Origin of the sequence: Brachybacterium vulturis, from assembly GCF_002407185.1 — a bacterium.
GTDB lineage: Bacteria > Actinomycetota > Actinomycetes > Actinomycetales > Dermabacteraceae > Brachybacterium > Brachybacterium vulturis.
Window position 1 is genome coordinate 2,992,238 of sequence record NZ_CP023563.1, and the last position, 15,820, is coordinate 3,008,057.

Below are 15,820 nucleotides of genomic sequence, written 5' to 3' on the forward strand. Positions count from 1 at the left end.
TCGCCGTCAGGCGGGACCGCGGGTGCCGACACGAGCGGGTCGCAGGATCCGCTCGTTCATCGCGTAGCCGGGCTGCATGACGAGCGAGATCGTGGCGGTCTCGACATCATCGGCGGCTTCGTGCATCAGCGCCTCGTGGCGGTTCGGATCGAACTCCTCCCCGACGGCGCCGAAGCGCTTCAGGCCGTGCGAGCCGAGCACCTCCTCGAGCTTCTGCGCGATGGCGTGGAAGGGCGTGCCCTCGACGATGTCGCCGTGCTGGCGGCCCAGCTCCACGTCGTCCAGGACCCCGATCAGCGAGCCGAGGACGCCGGCGATCGCCGCTTCCTTGCTCACCTGGGCGGCGCCCTCGATCCGGCGGCGCGAGTTGACGTACTCGGCCTGGTCGCGCTTGAGCTGCTCGGTGAGCTCGGTGATCTTGCCCTCGAGCTCGGCGACCCGCCCGGCGTCGGCCGGGAGCGAGGAGTCGTCCCCGTCCTGGGCGGCCTGCTCGAACAGCGCCGCCGCCTCGGCGTCGAAGGGGTCGACCGGTTCATCGGCCCCCTGGCCCTCGGCTGCGGGGGTGCCCCCGGAGGGACGGACGGAGCCGTCCTCCGGGTTCACCTTGCGCTTGTCGGTGAAGGAGAACCTGGGCTCGTCCTCGGGACGCTGCGCGTCGTCAGGCGTGCTCGGGTCCTCGGTCATCACTTCTTCTCCTCGTCCTCGTCCACGATCTCGGCATCGACCACGTCGTCGTCGGACGACGAGGCGTCGGCGTTCTCGGCACCGGCCTCGGCGCCCTCGGCACCCTCAGCGCCCTCGGCCTGCGAGTAGATCGCGGTGCCGACGGCCTGCAGGGCCTCGTTGAGGGAGTCGCGCTTGGCCTCGAGGTCCTCGGTCGAGGCATCCTCCTTGGCCAGCTCGTCCTTGGACTCCTTGATGGCGTCCTCGGCCTTGGTCTTGTCAGCGTCCTCGATCTTGTCCGCGTTGTCCTTGAGGAGCTTCTCGCCCTGGTAGACGAGCTGCTCGAGGGTGTTGCGGGCGTCGGCGTTCTTGCGACGCTCCTCGTCCTCGGCGGCGTGGGTCTCGGCGTCCTTGACCATGCGGTCGATGTCCTCGTCGGACAGGGCCGAGCCGCCGGTGATCTGGATGGACTGCTCGTTGCCGGTGCCGCGATCCTTGGCGGTCACGTGCACGATGCCGTTGGAGTCGATGTCGAAGGTGACCTCGACCTGCGGGATGCCGCGGGGTGCCGGGGCGATGCCGGTGAGCTCGAAGGTGCCGAGCATCTTGTTGTCCCGGGTGAACTGGCGCTCGCCCTGGAACACCTGGATCGCCACGGAGGGCTGGTTGTCCTCGGCGGTGGAGAAGACCTCGGAGGTCTTGGTGGGGATGGCCGCGTTGCGCTCGATGAGCTTGGTCATCACGCCGCCCTTGGTCTCGATGCCGAGGGAGAGCGGGGTGACGTCCATGAGCAGGACGTCCTTGCGCTCACCCTTGATGACCGCGGCCTGGAGGGCGGCGCCGACGGCGACGACCTCGTCCGGGTTCACGGACTTGTTGGGCTCCTTGCCTCCGGTGAGGTCCTTCACGACCTCGGTGACGGCCGGCATGCGGGTGGAACCGCCGACCAGGACCACGTGGTCGATGTCGGAGACGGAGATGCCCGCATCCTTGATGACCTGGTGGAACGGTGCCTTGGTGCGATCGAGCAGATCCGAGGTCATGTCCTCGAACTGGGCCCGGCTGAGCTTCTCGTCCAGGTGCAGCGGACCGTTCTCGGTCATCGACAGGTACTGCAGCGAGATCGACGTGGAGGTCGAGGCGGACAGCTCCTTCTTGGCCTGCTCGGCGGCCTCCTTCAGGCGCTGCAGAGCGATCTTGTCCTTGGACAGGTCCACCCCGTCCTTGTTCTTGACCTGCGAGACGAGCCAGTCCACCAGCTTCTGGTCCCAGTCGTCGCCGCCGAGGCGGTTGTCACCGGCGGTGGCCTGGACCTGGATGGTGGAGCCCTCCTCGTCCTTGCTCACCTCGAGCAGGGAGACGTCGAAGGTGCCGCCGCCGAGGTCGAAGACCAGGATCTGCTCGTCGTCCTTGCCCTTCTCCAGGCCGTACGCGAGCGCCGCAGCGGTGGGCTCGTTGATGATGCGCAGGACGTTCAGGCCGGCGATGGTGCCGGCATCCTTGGTGGCCTGACGCTCGGAGTCCGAGAAGTACGCCGGGACGGTCACGACCGCATCGGTCACGGCCTCGCCCAGGTAGGACTCGGCGTCCTTCTTGAGCTTGCCCAGGATGCGCGCGGAGATCTCCTGCGCGGTGTACTTCTTGTCGTCGATCTCCTGGCTCCAGTCGGTGCCCATGTGGCGCTTGACGGAGGCGATCGTGCGATCGACGTTGGTGACGGCCTGGCGCTTGGCGACCTCACCGGTCAGCACCTCGCCCTGCTTGGAGAAGGCCACGACCGACGGGGTGGTGCGGGAGCCCTCGGCGTTCGCGATGACGGTGGGCTGGCCACCCTCGAGGACGGCGACGGCGGAGTTGGTGGTACCGAGGTCGATTCCGACGACACGGGACATGGGGGCCTGCCTTTCTGCGACGGGAGCGCCGCAACGGGTTCGTGCACTGCCGACCGTGGGGCCGGCGGCACACCGTGAGCTGTACGGGCTCAAGTAGAGAACTCCGGATCGATGTTGTCAATCTGAGGATCACTGAACTTGAGTACACCAGGCTCAACTCTGGGTCGACCAGGTTCATTCCCGTGCGCCGAAGATGTGACGGAGGGCACCTGTTGCGGGTTCCGGGTCTGCTCGGCAACTTCCGGGCATCCCGGCCGGCGCGTGTCAGGTCCCCGGCATGTCGGTCCGACCGAACGTGACTGACCTCCTGGTGCCGGCCCTCGCCACAGCCGCCGCTCATGGCTAGATTGAAGGCACTCCCGGTTCCTGCCCAGTAGGACATCTTCATGGCGTCTCCCCCCGCCACCCCCTTGCGACACCGCCGCACACTGCCCCCGGTCCACGAGCTCACCCGATGGCAGCTGATCCGTATCACCGTGCTGCTGGGCATCATGACCGGGCTCGGACCGGCCACCGTGGACATGTACCTGCCCGCGCTGCCGCAGCTGGCGGACGAGTTCCTCACCTCCACGGCGAGCGTGCAGGCCACGCTGACCGGGTCGCTGCTGGGGATGGCGGCCGGACAACTGGTGATCGGCCCGCTCTCGGACTCCGTGGGCAGGCGCCGACCGATGATGCTCGGTGTCAGCGTGCACGTGCTCTCCTCGCTGGCGATGATCGCCGCACCGTCGATCAGCGTGCTGATGGCGCTGCGGGTGCTGCAGGGATTCGGGGCCGCGGCCGGAGCGATCACCGCGATGGCGATCGTGCGGGACCTGTTCACCGGGCGCGGCGCCTCCACGATGTTCTCCCGGCTGATGCTGGTGACCGGGATCGCGCCGGTGCTGGCGCCGGCGGTGGGCGGGTTCATGATGTCCTTCACCGGCTGGCGCGGCATCTTCCTGGTGCTCGCCGCCACGTCCCTGGTGGTGGTGATCGTCTGCGCCGTGGCGCTGCCGGAGACGCTGCCGGCGCACGCCCGCATCCCCGCCCGGCCGCGTGCGATGGCCCGCACTCTCGGCACGCTGCTGCGCGACCGGATCTTCATCGGTGCGCTGCTGACCCAGGCGCTGATGTTCTCCGCCTCGTTCTCCTACGTCTCCGGGATGTCCTTCATCCTGCAGGACGGCTACGGCCTGGGTGCCGGTGAGTTCGGCTATCTGTTCTCCGCCGGCACGATCGGGATGATCGTGATGAGCCAGGTGAATCCGGTCCTGCTGCGCTGGCTGTCCACCGGCCAGGTGCTCATCCTCGGGCTGGGCGGGGTGATGGCCTGCGGGGTGGTGATGACCGCACTGACCGCATCGGGCATCGGAGGGATGTGGGGGCTGCTGATCCCGGTCTGGGGCGCGCTGGCCTGCCAACAGCTGATCATCCCGAACAGTCAGACGATCGCGCTGTCCCACCACGGCGAGCGCAGCGGTACAGCCGCCGCGTTCCTGACTGCCAGCATGAGCCTGGCCGGTGCCCTCGCCGCCCCGTTGCTCGGGTTCGTCGGCTCGACGGCGGTCGCACTGTCGGTGGTGATGCTCACCTTCTACGTCCTCTCGGCGACGGCGACCGCCACCCTGATCCGCCGGTCCGGGATCCGGGCCAGCGGCGGGATCGGCACGGACACGGCGACCTGAGCTCGACAAGGTGCCGCCCGTGCAGCACTCTGTCAGCGGCGGCGGGGTACTGACTGCTGTGGCGCGTCTCCCCCACGGCTGCTGTCGGCATGAGCCTCGCGGGCTCACGCCCACCTCCGCTTCCCCTCCTCGCCCCCGTCGTCTGCGCGCTGCCGGTCCTCGCGGTCGAGGACACCGAGTGGAGGACGAGCTCCTCAGCCGGCGCGCCCGCGGCGGACCATCTCATCGATCCAGATCGGCGCGAACGGTGAGGTGCAGTTCGGCGGTGTCGGGTAGTCCTTGAGCACCTCCAGGCGCTGCCCGATGTCCCGCGCCCGTGCGCGCAGCTCGGGGTTCGTGATCCCGATCTGCGCCAGGCACTCGTTCATCGCCCACTGCAGACGTTCCGGCGCGTCCTGCATCTGCACCTCGATGAGGTCCAGCAGCGCGACCTGATCGATCCCCTCGGGCTTCTTCACCACCCGGTCGCTGGTCAGCGCCCAGCCGGCGCTCGCGACCACCGGATCGGAGTCGGCGAACCATGCCTCCCGCAGAGCCTCCCGGTGGGGGCTCTTCTTCACGAGGTAGTTCACCAGCCAGTCCTGGACCTTGGGGGTGCCGGCCTCGCGCAGCATCGCCTCCAGCTCCTGCTCGGTGTACTGCTTCGGGCGGGAGATGAGCAGCGCGAGCAGCTTCTCGGCGGAGCCGCCGCCGTGCCACAGGACTCGAGCGAGCTCAGGCTGCGTCCTGAGCCGTTTCGCGATCCCGCGGAGCGCCGTGAGGTTCACGGCATGGTCATCGCCGCGCTTGGCGTTGATCTCCCGGACCCGCTCGTTCTCGAGCCCGGCGAGCTCCTCACGGAGCGCCGCGGCCGTGGCGTCGAGGTCGGCGGGCTCCTGTGGGCTGTCGGCCATGATGTGCCCTTCGTCGGCGATCCGGTCCCTGCGAGCCTACGACGGGCATCCGGGCCGACGCTCCCCCGTCGGCCCGGATGCCCGCCCACGGGCCCTGCGCTCTCAGCTGACGCTCGCGCGCGGCGCCCCGATCCCCGGATCGATCCTCGGCACCTCGCCGCTGCCGGGTCGGATGTCGATGTCGAAGATGTCCAGCGGCAGGTAGACCGTGGCACAGGCGTTGGGGATGTCGACCACGCCGGAGAACCGGCCCTCGATGGGCGCCGCCCCGAGCAGCAGGTACGCCTGCTCCTTCGACCAGCCGAAGGTCGAGAGATAGTCGATCGCGTGCAGGCAGGCTCGCTGATAGGCGAGATGCGAGTCCAGGTAACGCTGCTCCCCGTCCAGAGTCACCGAGGTGCCGGAGAAGGACAGCCACTGACTGTGCTGCGGGGCAGTGTTGCCCGGCATGAAGATCGCATTCTCGGAGACGTTGTACTTCTCCATGCCTCCCGTGATGACGTCGACATGGAGGTCCAGGAACCCGCCCATCTCGATGCCGCCGCAGAAGGTGATCTCGCCGTCGCCCTGGGAGAAGTGCAGATCGCCGACGGAGAAGTTCGCCCCGTCCACGAACACCGGGTAGAAAATCCGGGTGCCCTTGGTGAGGTTCTTGATGTCCTGGTTACCGCCGTTCTCGCGCGGCGGCGCGGTGCGGGCACCCTCGCCGGCCACCCGGTCACGGTCAGCCTCTCCGACGCCGCCGAGGATCGCGCCGTGGGGCTCCGGTGGCAGGGCCAGGGCGGGCACCCGGTCCGGATCGGTCGCGATCAGCGCCGCCTCGCGGGAGTTCCATGTCTTCAGCAGCTCGGGCGAGGGGGCGGTGCCCATCAGGCCGGGGTGGATCATGCCGGTGAACTCGACGCCCGGGACGTGCCGTGACGTGGTGCTGTCACCGCGGAAGTCCCAGACCGCCTTGTAGGCGTCGGGGAACTGGTCGGTGAGGAAGCTGCCGCCGTTGCGCTTGGCGAAGATGCCGGTGTAGCCCCAGCCCTGCCCGGACAGCGGACCGGAGTCCTCCTGCGGGATCGGGCCGACGTCCAGGATGTCCACGACCAGCAGGTCCCCGGGCTTCGCCCCCTCGATGCGGAACGGTCCCGAGAGGGTGTGGACGGTGTGCAGCGGCGCGGTGGCGATGTCCTCGGCGGAGTCGTCGTTCTTGATGTAGCCGTCGAACCATTCGCGGCAGTCGATGCGGAAGACGTCGCCGGGGTTGACGCTGACGGCCGGCGGGATGTCCGGGTGCCAACGGTTGTGACCGAGGATCTTCTGCTCGGTGAAGGGTTTCGCGGAGTCGAGGGGGAACACGTTCTTGGGCATGCTTCTCCTTCCACAGCGACGGGTCCTCTGCACGGCCCCGTCAGGTCCGATGCCGGCTCAGGGGCGCGGCAGGCGAGCGTGGCGCGGGTCAGTCGTGACGGGGGTCCCCCCGGTCCGTCGGGAGCCGGGGACGCGGTCGACGACGCCGGGTGCATGCGCGCTGGCGGCCGTGCTCTCCAGCAGCTTCCCGGCCGACGAGCCGAGGGTGCCGAGCCGGGGCGCGCTGATCCGTCTGCGCGCCTGCGCTCCACAGCGGGGGCAGCTGAGGTCCTGGTCGCGGGCGCTCATCGGGACAGAGCGCTCGTACTCGTGCGCGCTCTCGCAGCGGAACTCGTAGATCGGCATCCCACACTCCTTGTCACCTGCGTCACATCCTGGGGTTGCCGCCACCATAGAGCGCCCAGCAGGGGCCCGCTGGCGATATCCGAGATCGCCCGCGGCGCTGGAACGACGGGCATACTCGAGGCATGCCCGCACCACTGTCCGTCCCTGCCTACCGCGGCACCGATTTCTACTGCGACGTCGCGATCCCGAACCCGGGAGCGCTCGAGGTGGTCCACGAGGACGAACTGGTCCTCGCCTATCACCACACCCGCCCGTTCTGGGAGGTGCACCTGGTGGTGGTCCCGAAGCGGCACATCGCCTCGCTGACTGCGGCCGGCGCGGAGGACGAGGCCGATCTGCGGGCGCTGCTGCGGGTGGTGGCGGAGGTGGCGCGAGAGGTGGAGCACGAGCACGGCGCCGCCGCGGTGCTCACGAACCTCGGCGACTACCAGGATTCGAAGCACCTGCACATCCACGTGCGTTCCGGGCCGCAGCGCTGAACCGCAGGGTCCGGATCACAGGGGCAGCTTGAATCCCACGTGGCTCGGCACATAGCCGAGCCGTTCGTAGAAGCGGTGCGCATCGGCGCGCGAGGCGTCGGTGGTCAGCTGGGCGAGCATCGCTCCCTGCGCCCTGCCCCAGTCGTGCGCCCAGGAGAACAGGGCTGTGCCGAGGCCGCTGCCGCGGGTGGAGCCCGCGACGCGCACGGCCTCGAGCTGGAGCCGAGTAGCGCCGCCTCGGGACAGGGAGGGGATGAGGGTGAGCTGCATCGTCGCGACCATCGCCGTCTCCTGGTCCCGGACCGCCAGCAGCAGCTGGTTCGGATCACGATCGATCCCGGCGAAGGCCTGCTCATAGGGTGCGAGGTCGGTGCCCTCGCGCTCCCGGCCCAGCACGTCATCGGCCAGCAGCGCGACCAGTTCCGGCAGATCCGCGGCGACCGCGCGGCGGAGGGTGAAGCGTCGGCCGGCGAGGGTGAGGGTGTGCATGGCCCCATTGTTCCCGGTGACGGGGCTGACCACGGGCTCCGAGACTGCGAACGTCGCGCACAATGTCCTGATGGCCTCCCACGACTTCCTCCCCGGCGCGCAGCGCAGTGCTCAGCTGAGCGTCTCCGACCAGCCGGCCTGGATCGTGAAGGACGAGATCTCCGGAGGGTGGGTGCTGCAGATCGGTGACATCGAGCAGTCGCATGTCGACCTCGAGGACCCCACGCACCTCGTGCACGAATACCTGCGGCGGATGGCCAACGTGCTCGATACGGCATGGCCGCGCAGGCGACCGATCCGGATCGCACACCTGGGTGCCGGGGCGCTCACACTGGCCCGGTACGTGCAGGCCACCCGTCCGGGGTCCGCCCAGGTGGTCGTCGAGATCGAGCGAGAGCTGCCCACGCTGGTCACCACCGCACTGCCGATGCCGGAGGGCACCGACCTGGAGATCGTGATCGGCGATGCCCGCGAGGAGCTCTCCGCGATGGAGGGCCGACGGTTCGATGCGATCGTGCTCGACGTCTTCTCCGGCGAGGAGTCTCCCGGGCACCTGGCCACCAAGGGCTTCTATCTCGAGGCGCTCGCACATCTGGAGGCCGACGGCCTGCTGCTGGTCAATGTCGGCGACGACGCCGGGCAGCGTTTCCTCGCCACGCAGGTGCGTGAGCTCGAGGACGCCGCAGCCGAGGCGGGCCTCTCCGGCGTGTGGACCCTGACCCTCGCCTCGCTGCTGACCACACCGGCCGACGGGAACATGGTGCTGGTGGCGGGCGGAGCGCTCTCCTCGCCCGAGGTCGGAGAGTGGCGGGAGGCCTGGATGAAGGCCGGCCCCCACCCCGGAGCGGTGCTGGATCCGACGGAGACCGCGGAGGCGTTCGGACGCTGAGGTTGTCCACAATCTCGCTCAACCCGTGCGCGGAGGGTGGTTCCTGGATACCGTTGGCGTGATCTGACGCACTCCCGGAAGAGTCCCCATGCACCGCCGCCTCCTCAGCGCCGCCGCGACCAGCGCCCTTCTGCTGGGCCTCGCCGCGTGCGGCGAACCGACCGACGGCCCCGTCACCACTGCCCCACCGAGCATCGACATCGGCACACCGAGCGATGGCGGGGGCGACGCCGAGCCGAGCGACGGGGGCGGCGAGCCGACCGATCAGCCCAGGGCCGAGGCACCTGACATCCCGGCACCGGATCCGGCCAATTTTGCGGGGATGGATGAGCACACGCCGGAGGGGGCGGAGCAGGCGTTTCGGTACTACATCGCTGTGTCGATGTGGGCTCACCAAACGGGAGTCACCGACGAGCTGGCGAAACTCCAGGCCCCTACCTGCAGTGGTTGCGACGACCTGAATCAAGATCTCGCGGATTTGCATGAGCACGGGCAGTACTGGAGCGAGTTCACCATCAATAATGTCGACACAACCCTGCATCAGTCCACAAAATATGAGCACGAGGTCGGGTACTTCTTCTCCATCACGCCCCATACACGACCCGATGAAGACTTCACAGGGCGCATAGAAGCTCCCCAGATTGAGTACATCACCGTCGGCGGCATGGATTGGGTCGACGGTCAGTGGATCGTCGGAGGACTCGACGCTGAATGGGGGACAAACAAACATGCCTGATAGAGCGGGCACCAAATCCTTCCTTCGCGCCGCCAGCGTTGCTTCGGCAATCATTGCGACGATCTGCGTCTCCCCGCACGCTCATGCGGACGAAGACTTTGAGGGATCTACCAATAAAGATGCGAGTTCAACCGAGGTTTCCGCGAGAGAGGCGTGGAACGGTCGACTCGATACACCAGACACAACATCTGATAGGCCACCTGCAAGCACCGCCTCAACCCCTCCCGAACTACCCCGCTACAGCTACATCTGGACCCCGGTCTCGCAGTTCTCCGGCTGCGGCGCGAACCTCAACGGCGGGTCCTGGTCCTGCACTCCGCACCCCGACTCCTGCGAAGCCGACAGCGGCAGCCAGATCGCTGGCCAGGGCGACGTCCTGGAGATCGGCAACGTCTCCACCACCCCCATCAAAGGCGTCACCCAGCGCGGCACCCGCATCGACAACAACAATCCGGATGCCGAGCCCGTCGACCTCGGGGTCCGTTGCGCCCTGCCCGGTACCCCCGAGTACGAGGAAGCACCACCAGTCGTCATCATCGTGACTCAGGAGGACTTCGCCCGGCTCCCCGTGAAGCCCCTCCAGGCCCACGCCGGACCGCCCGAAGGCTGGCTCCCGGTGAACATGGTCAACGTTCTCTACGCCGATCCTGAGCCCCAGTTGCTGAACACCGAGCTGCTCGGCACTCCGGTCGCGATCCGCGCCACCCCGGTCTCGTACCACTGGGACCTCGGCGACGGAAACACCATCACCACCACCAATCCCGGAAAACCGTTCCCCTCCGAGGTCGTCTCCTCCGCCTACGGCCAGGAGGGCTGGTACGACATCACCCTCACCACCACCTTCTCCGGGCAGTTCTCCGTCGCCGGCGGCGGATGGCAGGACATCGACGGCACCATCGAGGTCATCTCCGACCCCGTCCCGGTCTTCGCCAAGTCCCTCGAATCCCGTCTCGTCGACGGCGATGTCCCCGTCGACGAGAGCGAAGACCCCTGGATCCCCGAGCGGGCCCCGGACACCGAAGGTCCCCCGGACCCGGACGCCACGCATCGGAAGATCTGAACCCACTCCTCTTGTATACAAAGTTGCGCATCCTGGCCCGCTTTCTCGAGCAACCCCCTCGTTGGGCCTTCCGCTGTATACACTGGGATGCATGCGTGCCAGCGACCGCGCCCACTCGACGCTCCGTCAGGAGATCGTCGACGGCCTCCTCGAACCCGGCACCGTGCTGGGTGAGGTCGAGCAGTCCGCACGCCTGGGGATCTCCCGCACCCCGCTGCGCGAAGCCCTCGCCCGCCTGATCGCCGACGGCCTGGCCGAGACCTCTCGCGGACGCGGACTCGTCGTCAGCGCCGTGTCCCTCGATGAGGCCCCGCGGCTCTTCGACCTCCGCATCGCACTGGAGACCCTCGCCGGGCGTCGCGCGGCCGAGCGCACCGAAGATCCCGAGGACGGTCCCGGGCTGCGCACTCGCTTCACCGCTCTCGCTGCGCGCTTCGAGCAGGCCACGGCCCAGCTCGCCGCCGGCACGGATCCCCGCCGTTACTACGCCCTGACCGCCGAGCTCGACGCGGAGCTCGATGCCGCCTGCGGCAACCCCTACCTCGCCGAGTCGCTGCGCGGACTGCGCCTGCACCTGGGCCGTCTGCGCCGCCTGGCGCGCAACTCCCCCGGGCGCCTCGCCGACTCCGCGCGCGAGCACGCCGCGATCTCGCGCGCCATCGCCACCGGCGATCCCGACCTCGCCGCCGCCACCACGATCGTCCACCTCCACCAGGCACTCGCCCATCTGCAGGGCGAGGGCACCGACCACCCGACACCGTCCCCGATCACCCAGGAGTCCGCATCATGAGAGACCACGACGTCCGCGTCCACCGCTCCGACGAGAACCTGCCCCACGAGGGCCAGCTGGCCTGGAAGATGGCCGAGGTCGCCGTCGACCCCGTCGAGGTCGAGAGCGATGTCGAGGAGATGATCATCAACCGGATCATCGACAACGCCTCCGTCGCGATCGCCTCGCTGAACCGCGCCCCGATCGTCTCCGCCCGCGCGCAGGCGCTCAGCCACCCAGTCTCCACCGGCGGGTCCGGGGCAGGCGTGTTCGGCGTCGCGCAGCACACCTCCCCCGAGTGGGCGGCCTGGGCCAACGGCGTGGCCGTGCGTGAACTGGACTACCACGACACCTTCCTCGCCGCGGACTACTCCCACCCCGGGGACAACATCCCCCCGATCCTCGCGGTCGCCGAGCACACCGGCCGCTCCGGCCGCGACCTGATCCGCGGCCTCGCCACCGGGTACGAGCTGCAGGTGGACCTGGTGCGTTCCATCTGCCTGCACGAGCACAAGATCGATCACGTCGCCCACCTCGGCCCGTCGGCCGCCGCCGGGATCGGCACCCTGCTGGGCCTGGACACCGAGACCGTGTTCCAGGCGATCGGCCAGGCCCTGCACACCACCACCGCCACCCGTCAGTCCCGCAAGGGAGAGATCTCCACCTGGAAGGCCCACGCCCCCGCCTTCGCCGGGAAGCTGGCCGTCGAGGCCGCGGACCGGGCGATGCGCGGCCAGACCTCCCCGGTGCCGATCTACGAGGGGGAGGACGGCGTGATCGCCTGGCTGCTCGACGGCCCGGGCGCCCGCTACACGGTGCCGCTGCCGGAGAGCGGCGAGTCCAAGCGTTCGATCCTGGATACCTACACCAAGGAGCATTCCGCGGAGTACCAGGCACAGGCCTGGATCGACCTGGCCCGCAGGCTCCACAGCGAGCACCCCGAGGCCACGGATCCCACGAACGTCGCCTCGATCCTGATCCGCACCTCGCACCACACCCACTACGTGATCGGCTCCGGCGCGAACGACCCGCAGAAGTACGACCCGACCGCGTCGCGGGAGACCCTCGACCACTCGATCCCGTTCATCTTCACCGTCGCCCTGCAGGACGGTTCCTGGCACCACGCAAGCTCCTACGCCCCCGAGCGCGCGGCCCGTCCCGACACCGTGGCGCTGTGGCACAAGGTCACCACCGAGGAGGACCCGGAGTGGACTCGGCGGTACCACTCCCTGGATCTGACCGAGAAGGCCTTCGGCGGCACCGTGGTCATCACCCTGAGGGACGGCACCGTGATCGAGGACAGCATCGCCGTGGCCGACGCCCACCCGCTCGGCGCCCGACCCTTCGGTCGGGAGCAGTATGTGCACAAGTTCCGCTCCCTCGCCGACGGACTGGTGGAGGAGACCGAGATCGACCGCTTCCTCGAGACCGCGGCGCAGCTCGCGCAGCTGCCGGCCGGGGAACTGGGCAGGCTGAACATCCAGGCAGCTCCCGGCGTGATCGATCCGTCGGCCGGGCCGAAGGGACTGTTCTGATGCTGTCCAGCACGAGGACCCCCGCACAGAAGCGCCAGGACCTGCGCGCCCTCCTCACCCCCGGAGCGGCGCAGCCGTTCCCCGGCGCCTTCACCCCGCTGTCGGCGAAGCTCATCCAGGAGAAGAACTTTCCCGGGGTGTACATCTCCGGCGCGGTGATCGCGAACGAGCTGGGCCTGCCGGACGTGGGCCTGAGCACCCTCAGCGAGGTCGCCGGACGCGGTGCCCAGATCGCCCGCGCCACCGATCTGCCCTGCCTGATCGATGCCGACACCGGCTTCGGCGAGCCGATGAACGTGGCCCGCACGATCCAGGAGCTCGAGGATGCGGGCCTTGCCGGGTGCCACATCGAGGACCAGGTCAACCCCAAGCGCTGCGGCCACCTCGACGGCAAGACCATGGTGGACCTGCCCACCGCCACGAAGCGCATCCGCGCCGCGGCCGACGGTCGCCGCGATGAGAACTTCCTGGTCATGGCGCGCACGGACCTGCGCGGCACCGATGGCCTGGACGCCGCCATCGACCGGATGAAGGCGCTGGTCGACGCCGGGGCCGAGGCGATCTTCCCCGAGGCCCTGCGGGATCTCTCCGAGTTCGAGCAGGTGTGCGCGGCGCTCGAGGTGCCGGTGCTGGCGAACATGACCGAGTTCGGGAAGTCCGCACTGTTCACCCGCGAGCAGCTCGGCGAGGCCGGGGTCGCGATGGTGATCTATCCCGTCACCCTGCTGCGCACCGCCATGGGCGCGGCCGAGCGCGTCCTGGACACGATCGCCGCCGAGGGCACCCAGGAATCGCAGGTCCCCGAGATGCTCACGCGTGCACGTCTGTACGAACTGGTGGACTATGAGTCCTACAACCGTTTCGACAGCTCGGTCTTCGATTTCACCGTCCCCACCGCACATCACACCGGCCAGACACCGCCGTCCACGAAGGAGTGAGAGATGAACGCCGAGACCATAGACGGCACCGAGATCCACAGGGGTCTGAACGGCGTCGTGACCGATACGACCGCCATCTCCAAGGTGAACCCGGAGACCAACTCGCTGCTCTACCGCGGCTATCCGGTCCCGGACCTGGCCGCGACGCAGCCCTTCGAGGCGGTCGCACACCTGCTGTGGACCGGGGAGCTGCCCAGCACCGAGGAGCTCGCCGAGGCCACCCGCCACGAACGCAGCCACCGCGACCTGTCGCCGCAGGTGCGGGCCGCGATGGATTCGCTGCCGACCACGTGCCACCCGATGGATGCAGTGCGCACTGCGGTCTCCGTGCTCGGCGCGATGGACGGCGCAGCACAGGATTCCTCGTCCGAGGCGGAGCTGGAGAAGGCACGGCGCCTGTACGCGCAGCTGCCCTCGATCATCGCCTACGAGCAGCGGCGCCGCCGTGCCGGCGGGCCGACCGAGCCGATCGCTCCGCGCGAGGACCTGGACTACTCCCAGAACTTCCTGTGGATGGCCTTCGGCGAGGAGTCCGCCCCCGAGGTGGTCGACGCCTTCCGCACCTCGATGGTGCTGTACGCGGAGCACTCCTTCAACGCCTCGACCTTCACCGCGCGCGTCATCACCTCGACCCTGTCGGATATGCACTCGGCCGTGACCGGTGCGATCGGCGCGCTGAAGGGCACGCTGCACGGCGGGGCGAACGAGGCCGTGATGCACACCTTCGACGAGATCGGCATCCGCCCCGAGGAGTCCGAGGCCGAGGCGAAGGCCCGGGCGAAGGCCTGGATGGAGGACGCGCTCGCGCAGAAGAAGAAGGTGATGGGCTTCGGGCACCGCGTCTACAAGCACGGCGACTCGCGGGTGCCCACCATGAAGGAGGCGATGGATGCGATGATCGCCCACTTCGACCGGCCCGAGGTGCTGGGCCTGTACAACGGCCTGGAGCAGGCGATGGACGAGGCCAAGGGCATCAAGCCGAACCTCGACTACCCCGCCGGCCCCACCTATCACCTGATGGGCTTCGACACCGAGCTGTTCACCCCGCTGTTCATCGCCGCGCGGGTCACGGGCTGGACCGCCCATGTGATGGAGCAGCGCGCCGCGAACGCACTGATCCGCCCGCTGTCGGCCTACGTCGGCCCGGACGAGCGGCCGGTGCCCGGCGCGTGACCCGGCGTGCACAGGCACACCGCAAGGGAGAAAAGCAGGAGGTGCGATGACAGCAACGGGAGCCCGTCACTACACGCAGCCCGCCGCCTATCAGTCCGTGCCCGGCGGGCCGCTCGATCTCGACACCGCGCTGTACGACCGCATCGCCGGCGCCGACCGCACCAGCATCGACCAGTTCGAGGTCCCTGTCCGATCCGGCAGGGCCTGGGAGGTCCCGGCCGGTGCGATCGTGCGCCTCTCCTCGGTGGAGGGCCCGCAGGTCGGTGACCTCAACCTGTGGAATCTCCACAATCCGCGAGAGCGCTTCTGGGCGGCCCGGACGCGCCAGCTGCACCGTTCCTCGATGACCACGCACGACCGCTTCTGGTCCACGCTCCCGTCCCTGCGTCCGCTGGCGACCGTCATCGCCGATACCCTCGCCGATCATCCTGACGCCGAGGTCATCCATGACCTCCTGGGGACTCGCTGCGACCCGTACATCAACCGGTTGCTCACCGGAAACGATGTCGACTACCACTGCCACTCGAACCTGACCCGCGCGGTCCAGCAGCATGGGCTCACCGAATTCGATATCCATGACGTGCTCAATGTCTTCCAGTTCGCAGGACTGAATGCCGACCATGAGTACTTCATGGACACCTGCCCCGCCGGTCCGGGAGATCATTTCGAGTTCTTCGCCGAGATCGACCTCCTCTGCGCCCTCTCCACCTGCCCGGGCGGCGATCTCTCGGTGCACATGTGGGGGCCGGAGGCGGCGAGCACCGAGGAGCAGCTCCAGCACTGTCATCCGCTCGGCGTCGAGATCTTCACGGTCGACGAGGCGGCGCTCGAGGGCTGGCAGCCGCCCGCGATCGCCGCGTACGAGGGGGTGCACGGCCGGCACGGCCTCAGTGCCGCACCGTTCCCCCAGTCCTGAGAGATCCCGCGCTCCCG

The 15,820-nt window shown here is 68.8% G+C and carries 16 protein-coding genes; 10 read left to right on the top strand and 6 right to left on the bottom strand.

Going from position 1 to position 15,820, the window contains the following annotated elements; translation table 11 throughout:
* Positions 1–6: 6 nt before the first annotated feature.
* A complete protein-coding gene (locus CFK38_RS13445) occupies positions 7–684 on the bottom strand; it encodes a nucleotide exchange factor GrpE (protein ID WP_096803525.1) in 678 nt (225 codons plus the stop codon).
* Complete coding sequence (dnaK, locus tag CFK38_RS13450) at positions 684–2,555, bottom strand: molecular chaperone DnaK (RefSeq protein ID WP_096803526.1); 1,872 nt, start codon at positions 2,553–2,555, stop codon at positions 684–686. The genes CFK38_RS13445 and dnaK overlap by 1 nt, the downstream gene beginning before the upstream one ends.
* A 386-nt stretch (positions 2,556–2,941) precedes the next feature.
* Between dnaK and CFK38_RS13455 the strand changes: the two genes are divergently transcribed.
* Entirely contained in the window at positions 2,942–4,222 is a 1,281-nt protein-coding gene (locus CFK38_RS13455) for a multidrug effflux MFS transporter (RefSeq protein ID WP_096803527.1), read from the top strand.
* 194 nt (positions 4,223–4,416) lie between these two features.
* On the opposite strand, the gene CFK38_RS13460 is transcribed toward CFK38_RS13455, so the two are convergent.
* The 3 genes from CFK38_RS13460 to CFK38_RS13470 form a co-directional block, all read right to left on the bottom strand.
* Positions 4,417–5,115: a DNA alkylation repair protein gene (locus tag CFK38_RS13460; protein WP_096803528.1), complete on the bottom strand. Its 699-nt coding sequence runs from the start codon at positions 5,113–5,115 to the stop codon at positions 4,417–4,419.
* Between the two features lie 102 nt (positions 5,116–5,217).
* The gene (fmdA, locus tag CFK38_RS13465; RefSeq protein WP_096803529.1) at positions 5,218–6,474 is read right to left on the bottom strand and encodes a formamidase; all 1,257 of its coding nucleotides are present in this window, start codon (positions 6,472–6,474) and stop codon (positions 5,218–5,220) included.
* A 57-nt stretch (positions 6,475–6,531) separates the two neighbouring features.
* Positions 6,532–6,819 carry an FmdB family zinc ribbon protein gene (locus tag CFK38_RS13470; protein WP_096803530.1) on the bottom strand — a complete coding sequence of 96 codons (288 nt, stop codon included), beginning with the start codon at positions 6,817–6,819 and terminating at the stop codon, positions 6,532–6,534.
* Between the two features lie 122 nt (positions 6,820–6,941).
* On the opposite strand from CFK38_RS13470, the gene CFK38_RS13475 reads away from it, so the two are divergent.
* Positions 6,942–7,298 carry an HIT domain-containing protein gene (locus tag CFK38_RS13475; protein WP_096803531.1) on the top strand — a complete coding sequence of 119 codons (357 nt, stop codon included), beginning with the start codon at positions 6,942–6,944 and terminating at the stop codon, positions 7,296–7,298.
* Positions 7,299–7,313: 15 nt separating this feature from the next.
* Here the strand turns inward: CFK38_RS13475 and CFK38_RS13480 are convergent, their stop codons facing one another.
* Positions 7,314–7,787, bottom strand: coding sequence for a GNAT family N-acetyltransferase (locus tag CFK38_RS13480; protein WP_096803532.1), 474 nt, complete (start codon positions 7,785–7,787; stop codon positions 7,314–7,316).
* Positions 7,788–7,857: 70 nt separating this feature from the next.
* Between CFK38_RS13480 and CFK38_RS13485 the strand changes: the two genes are divergently transcribed.
* The 8 genes from CFK38_RS13485 to CFK38_RS13525 all read left to right on the top strand — a co-directional run bounded on the left by CFK38_RS13485 (position 7,858) and on the right by CFK38_RS13525 (position 15,803).
* On the top strand, positions 7,858–8,676 hold the full coding sequence (locus CFK38_RS13485) for a spermidine synthase (protein ID WP_096804367.1): 819 nt from the start codon (positions 7,858–7,860) through the stop codon (positions 8,674–8,676).
* Between the two features lie 88 nt (positions 8,677–8,764).
* Positions 8,765–9,412, top strand: coding sequence for a DUF6318 family protein (locus CFK38_RS13490; protein ID WP_096803533.1), 648 nt, complete (start codon positions 8,765–8,767; stop codon positions 9,410–9,412).
* Positions 9,405–10,472 (top strand): PKD domain-containing protein, encoded by a 1,068-nt coding sequence (locus CFK38_RS17620; protein ID WP_245851057.1) that lies wholly within the window; start codon positions 9,405–9,407, stop codon positions 10,470–10,472. Before CFK38_RS13490 ends, CFK38_RS17620 begins: the two co-directional genes overlap by 8 nt.
* Positions 10,473–10,563: 91 nt before the next feature.
* A complete protein-coding gene (locus CFK38_RS13505; RefSeq protein WP_096803535.1) occupies positions 10,564–11,262 on the top strand; it encodes a GntR family transcriptional regulator in 699 nt (232 codons plus the stop codon).
* Positions 11,259–12,776: an MmgE/PrpD family protein gene (locus CFK38_RS13510; RefSeq protein WP_096803536.1), complete on the top strand. Its 1,518-nt coding sequence runs from the start codon at positions 11,259–11,261 to the stop codon at positions 12,774–12,776. Before CFK38_RS13505 ends, CFK38_RS13510 begins: the two co-directional genes overlap by 4 nt.
* Entirely contained in the window at positions 12,776–13,714 is a 939-nt protein-coding gene (gene prpB / locus CFK38_RS13515; protein WP_096803537.1) for a methylisocitrate lyase, read from the top strand. Before CFK38_RS13510 ends, prpB begins: the two co-directional genes overlap by 1 nt.
* Positions 13,715–13,717: 3 nt before the next feature.
* Entirely contained in the window at positions 13,718–14,887 is a 1,170-nt protein-coding gene (locus CFK38_RS13520) for a bifunctional 2-methylcitrate synthase/citrate synthase (protein ID WP_096803538.1), read from the top strand.
* Positions 14,888–14,933: 46 nt separating this feature from the next.
* Positions 14,934–15,803, top strand: a complete 870-nt coding sequence (locus tag CFK38_RS13525) for an urea carboxylase-associated family protein (protein WP_096803539.1) — start codon at positions 14,934–14,936, stop codon at positions 15,801–15,803.
* Positions 15,804–15,820: the final 17 nt, after the last annotated feature.

Coding starts and splice junctions, on each gene's coding strand:
- CFK38_RS13460 (WP_096803528.1), bottom strand. CDS start 5,115: ATGGCCGACAGCCCACAGGAGCCCGCCGACCTCGACGCCACGGCCGCG.
- CFK38_RS13485 (WP_096804367.1), top strand. CDS start 7,858: ATGGCCTCCCACGACTTCCTCCCCGGCGCGCAGCGCAGTGCTCAGCTG.
- CFK38_RS13475 (WP_096803531.1), top strand. CDS start 6,942: ATGCCCGCACCACTGTCCGTCCCTGCCTACCGCGGCACCGATTTCTAC.
- CFK38_RS13445 (WP_096803525.1), bottom strand. CDS start 684: ATGACCGAGGACCCGAGCACGCCTGACGACGCGCAGCGTCCCGAGGAC.
- CFK38_RS13505 (WP_096803535.1), top strand. CDS start 10,564: ATGCGTGCCAGCGACCGCGCCCACTCGACGCTCCGTCAGGAGATCGTC.
- CFK38_RS13480 (WP_096803532.1), bottom strand. CDS start 7,787: ATGCACACCCTCACCCTCGCCGGCCGACGCTTCACCCTCCGCCGCGCG.
- CFK38_RS13525 (WP_096803539.1), top strand. CDS start 14,934: ATGACAGCAACGGGAGCCCGTCACTACACGCAGCCCGCCGCCTATCAG.
- CFK38_RS13455 (WP_096803527.1), top strand. CDS start 2,942: ATGGCGTCTCCCCCCGCCACCCCCTTGCGACACCGCCGCACACTGCCC.
- fmdA (WP_096803529.1), bottom strand. CDS start 6,474: ATGCCCAAGAACGTGTTCCCCCTCGACTCCGCGAAACCCTTCACCGAG.
- CFK38_RS17620 (WP_245851057.1), top strand. CDS start 9,405: ATGCCTGATAGAGCGGGCACCAAATCCTTCCTTCGCGCCGCCAGCGTT.
- CFK38_RS13470 (WP_096803530.1), bottom strand. CDS start 6,819: ATGCCGATCTACGAGTTCCGCTGCGAGAGCGCGCACGAGTACGAGCGC.
- CFK38_RS13520 (WP_096803538.1), top strand. CDS start 13,718: ATGAACGCCGAGACCATAGACGGCACCGAGATCCACAGGGGTCTGAAC.
- dnaK (WP_096803526.1), bottom strand. CDS start 2,555: ATGTCCCGTGTCGTCGGAATCGACCTCGGTACCACCAACTCCGCCGTC.
- CFK38_RS13510 (WP_096803536.1), top strand. CDS start 11,259: ATGAGAGACCACGACGTCCGCGTCCACCGCTCCGACGAGAACCTGCCC.
- prpB (WP_096803537.1), top strand. CDS start 12,776: ATGCTGTCCAGCACGAGGACCCCCGCACAGAAGCGCCAGGACCTGCGC.
- CFK38_RS13490 (WP_096803533.1), top strand. CDS start 8,765: ATGCACCGCCGCCTCCTCAGCGCCGCCGCGACCAGCGCCCTTCTGCTG.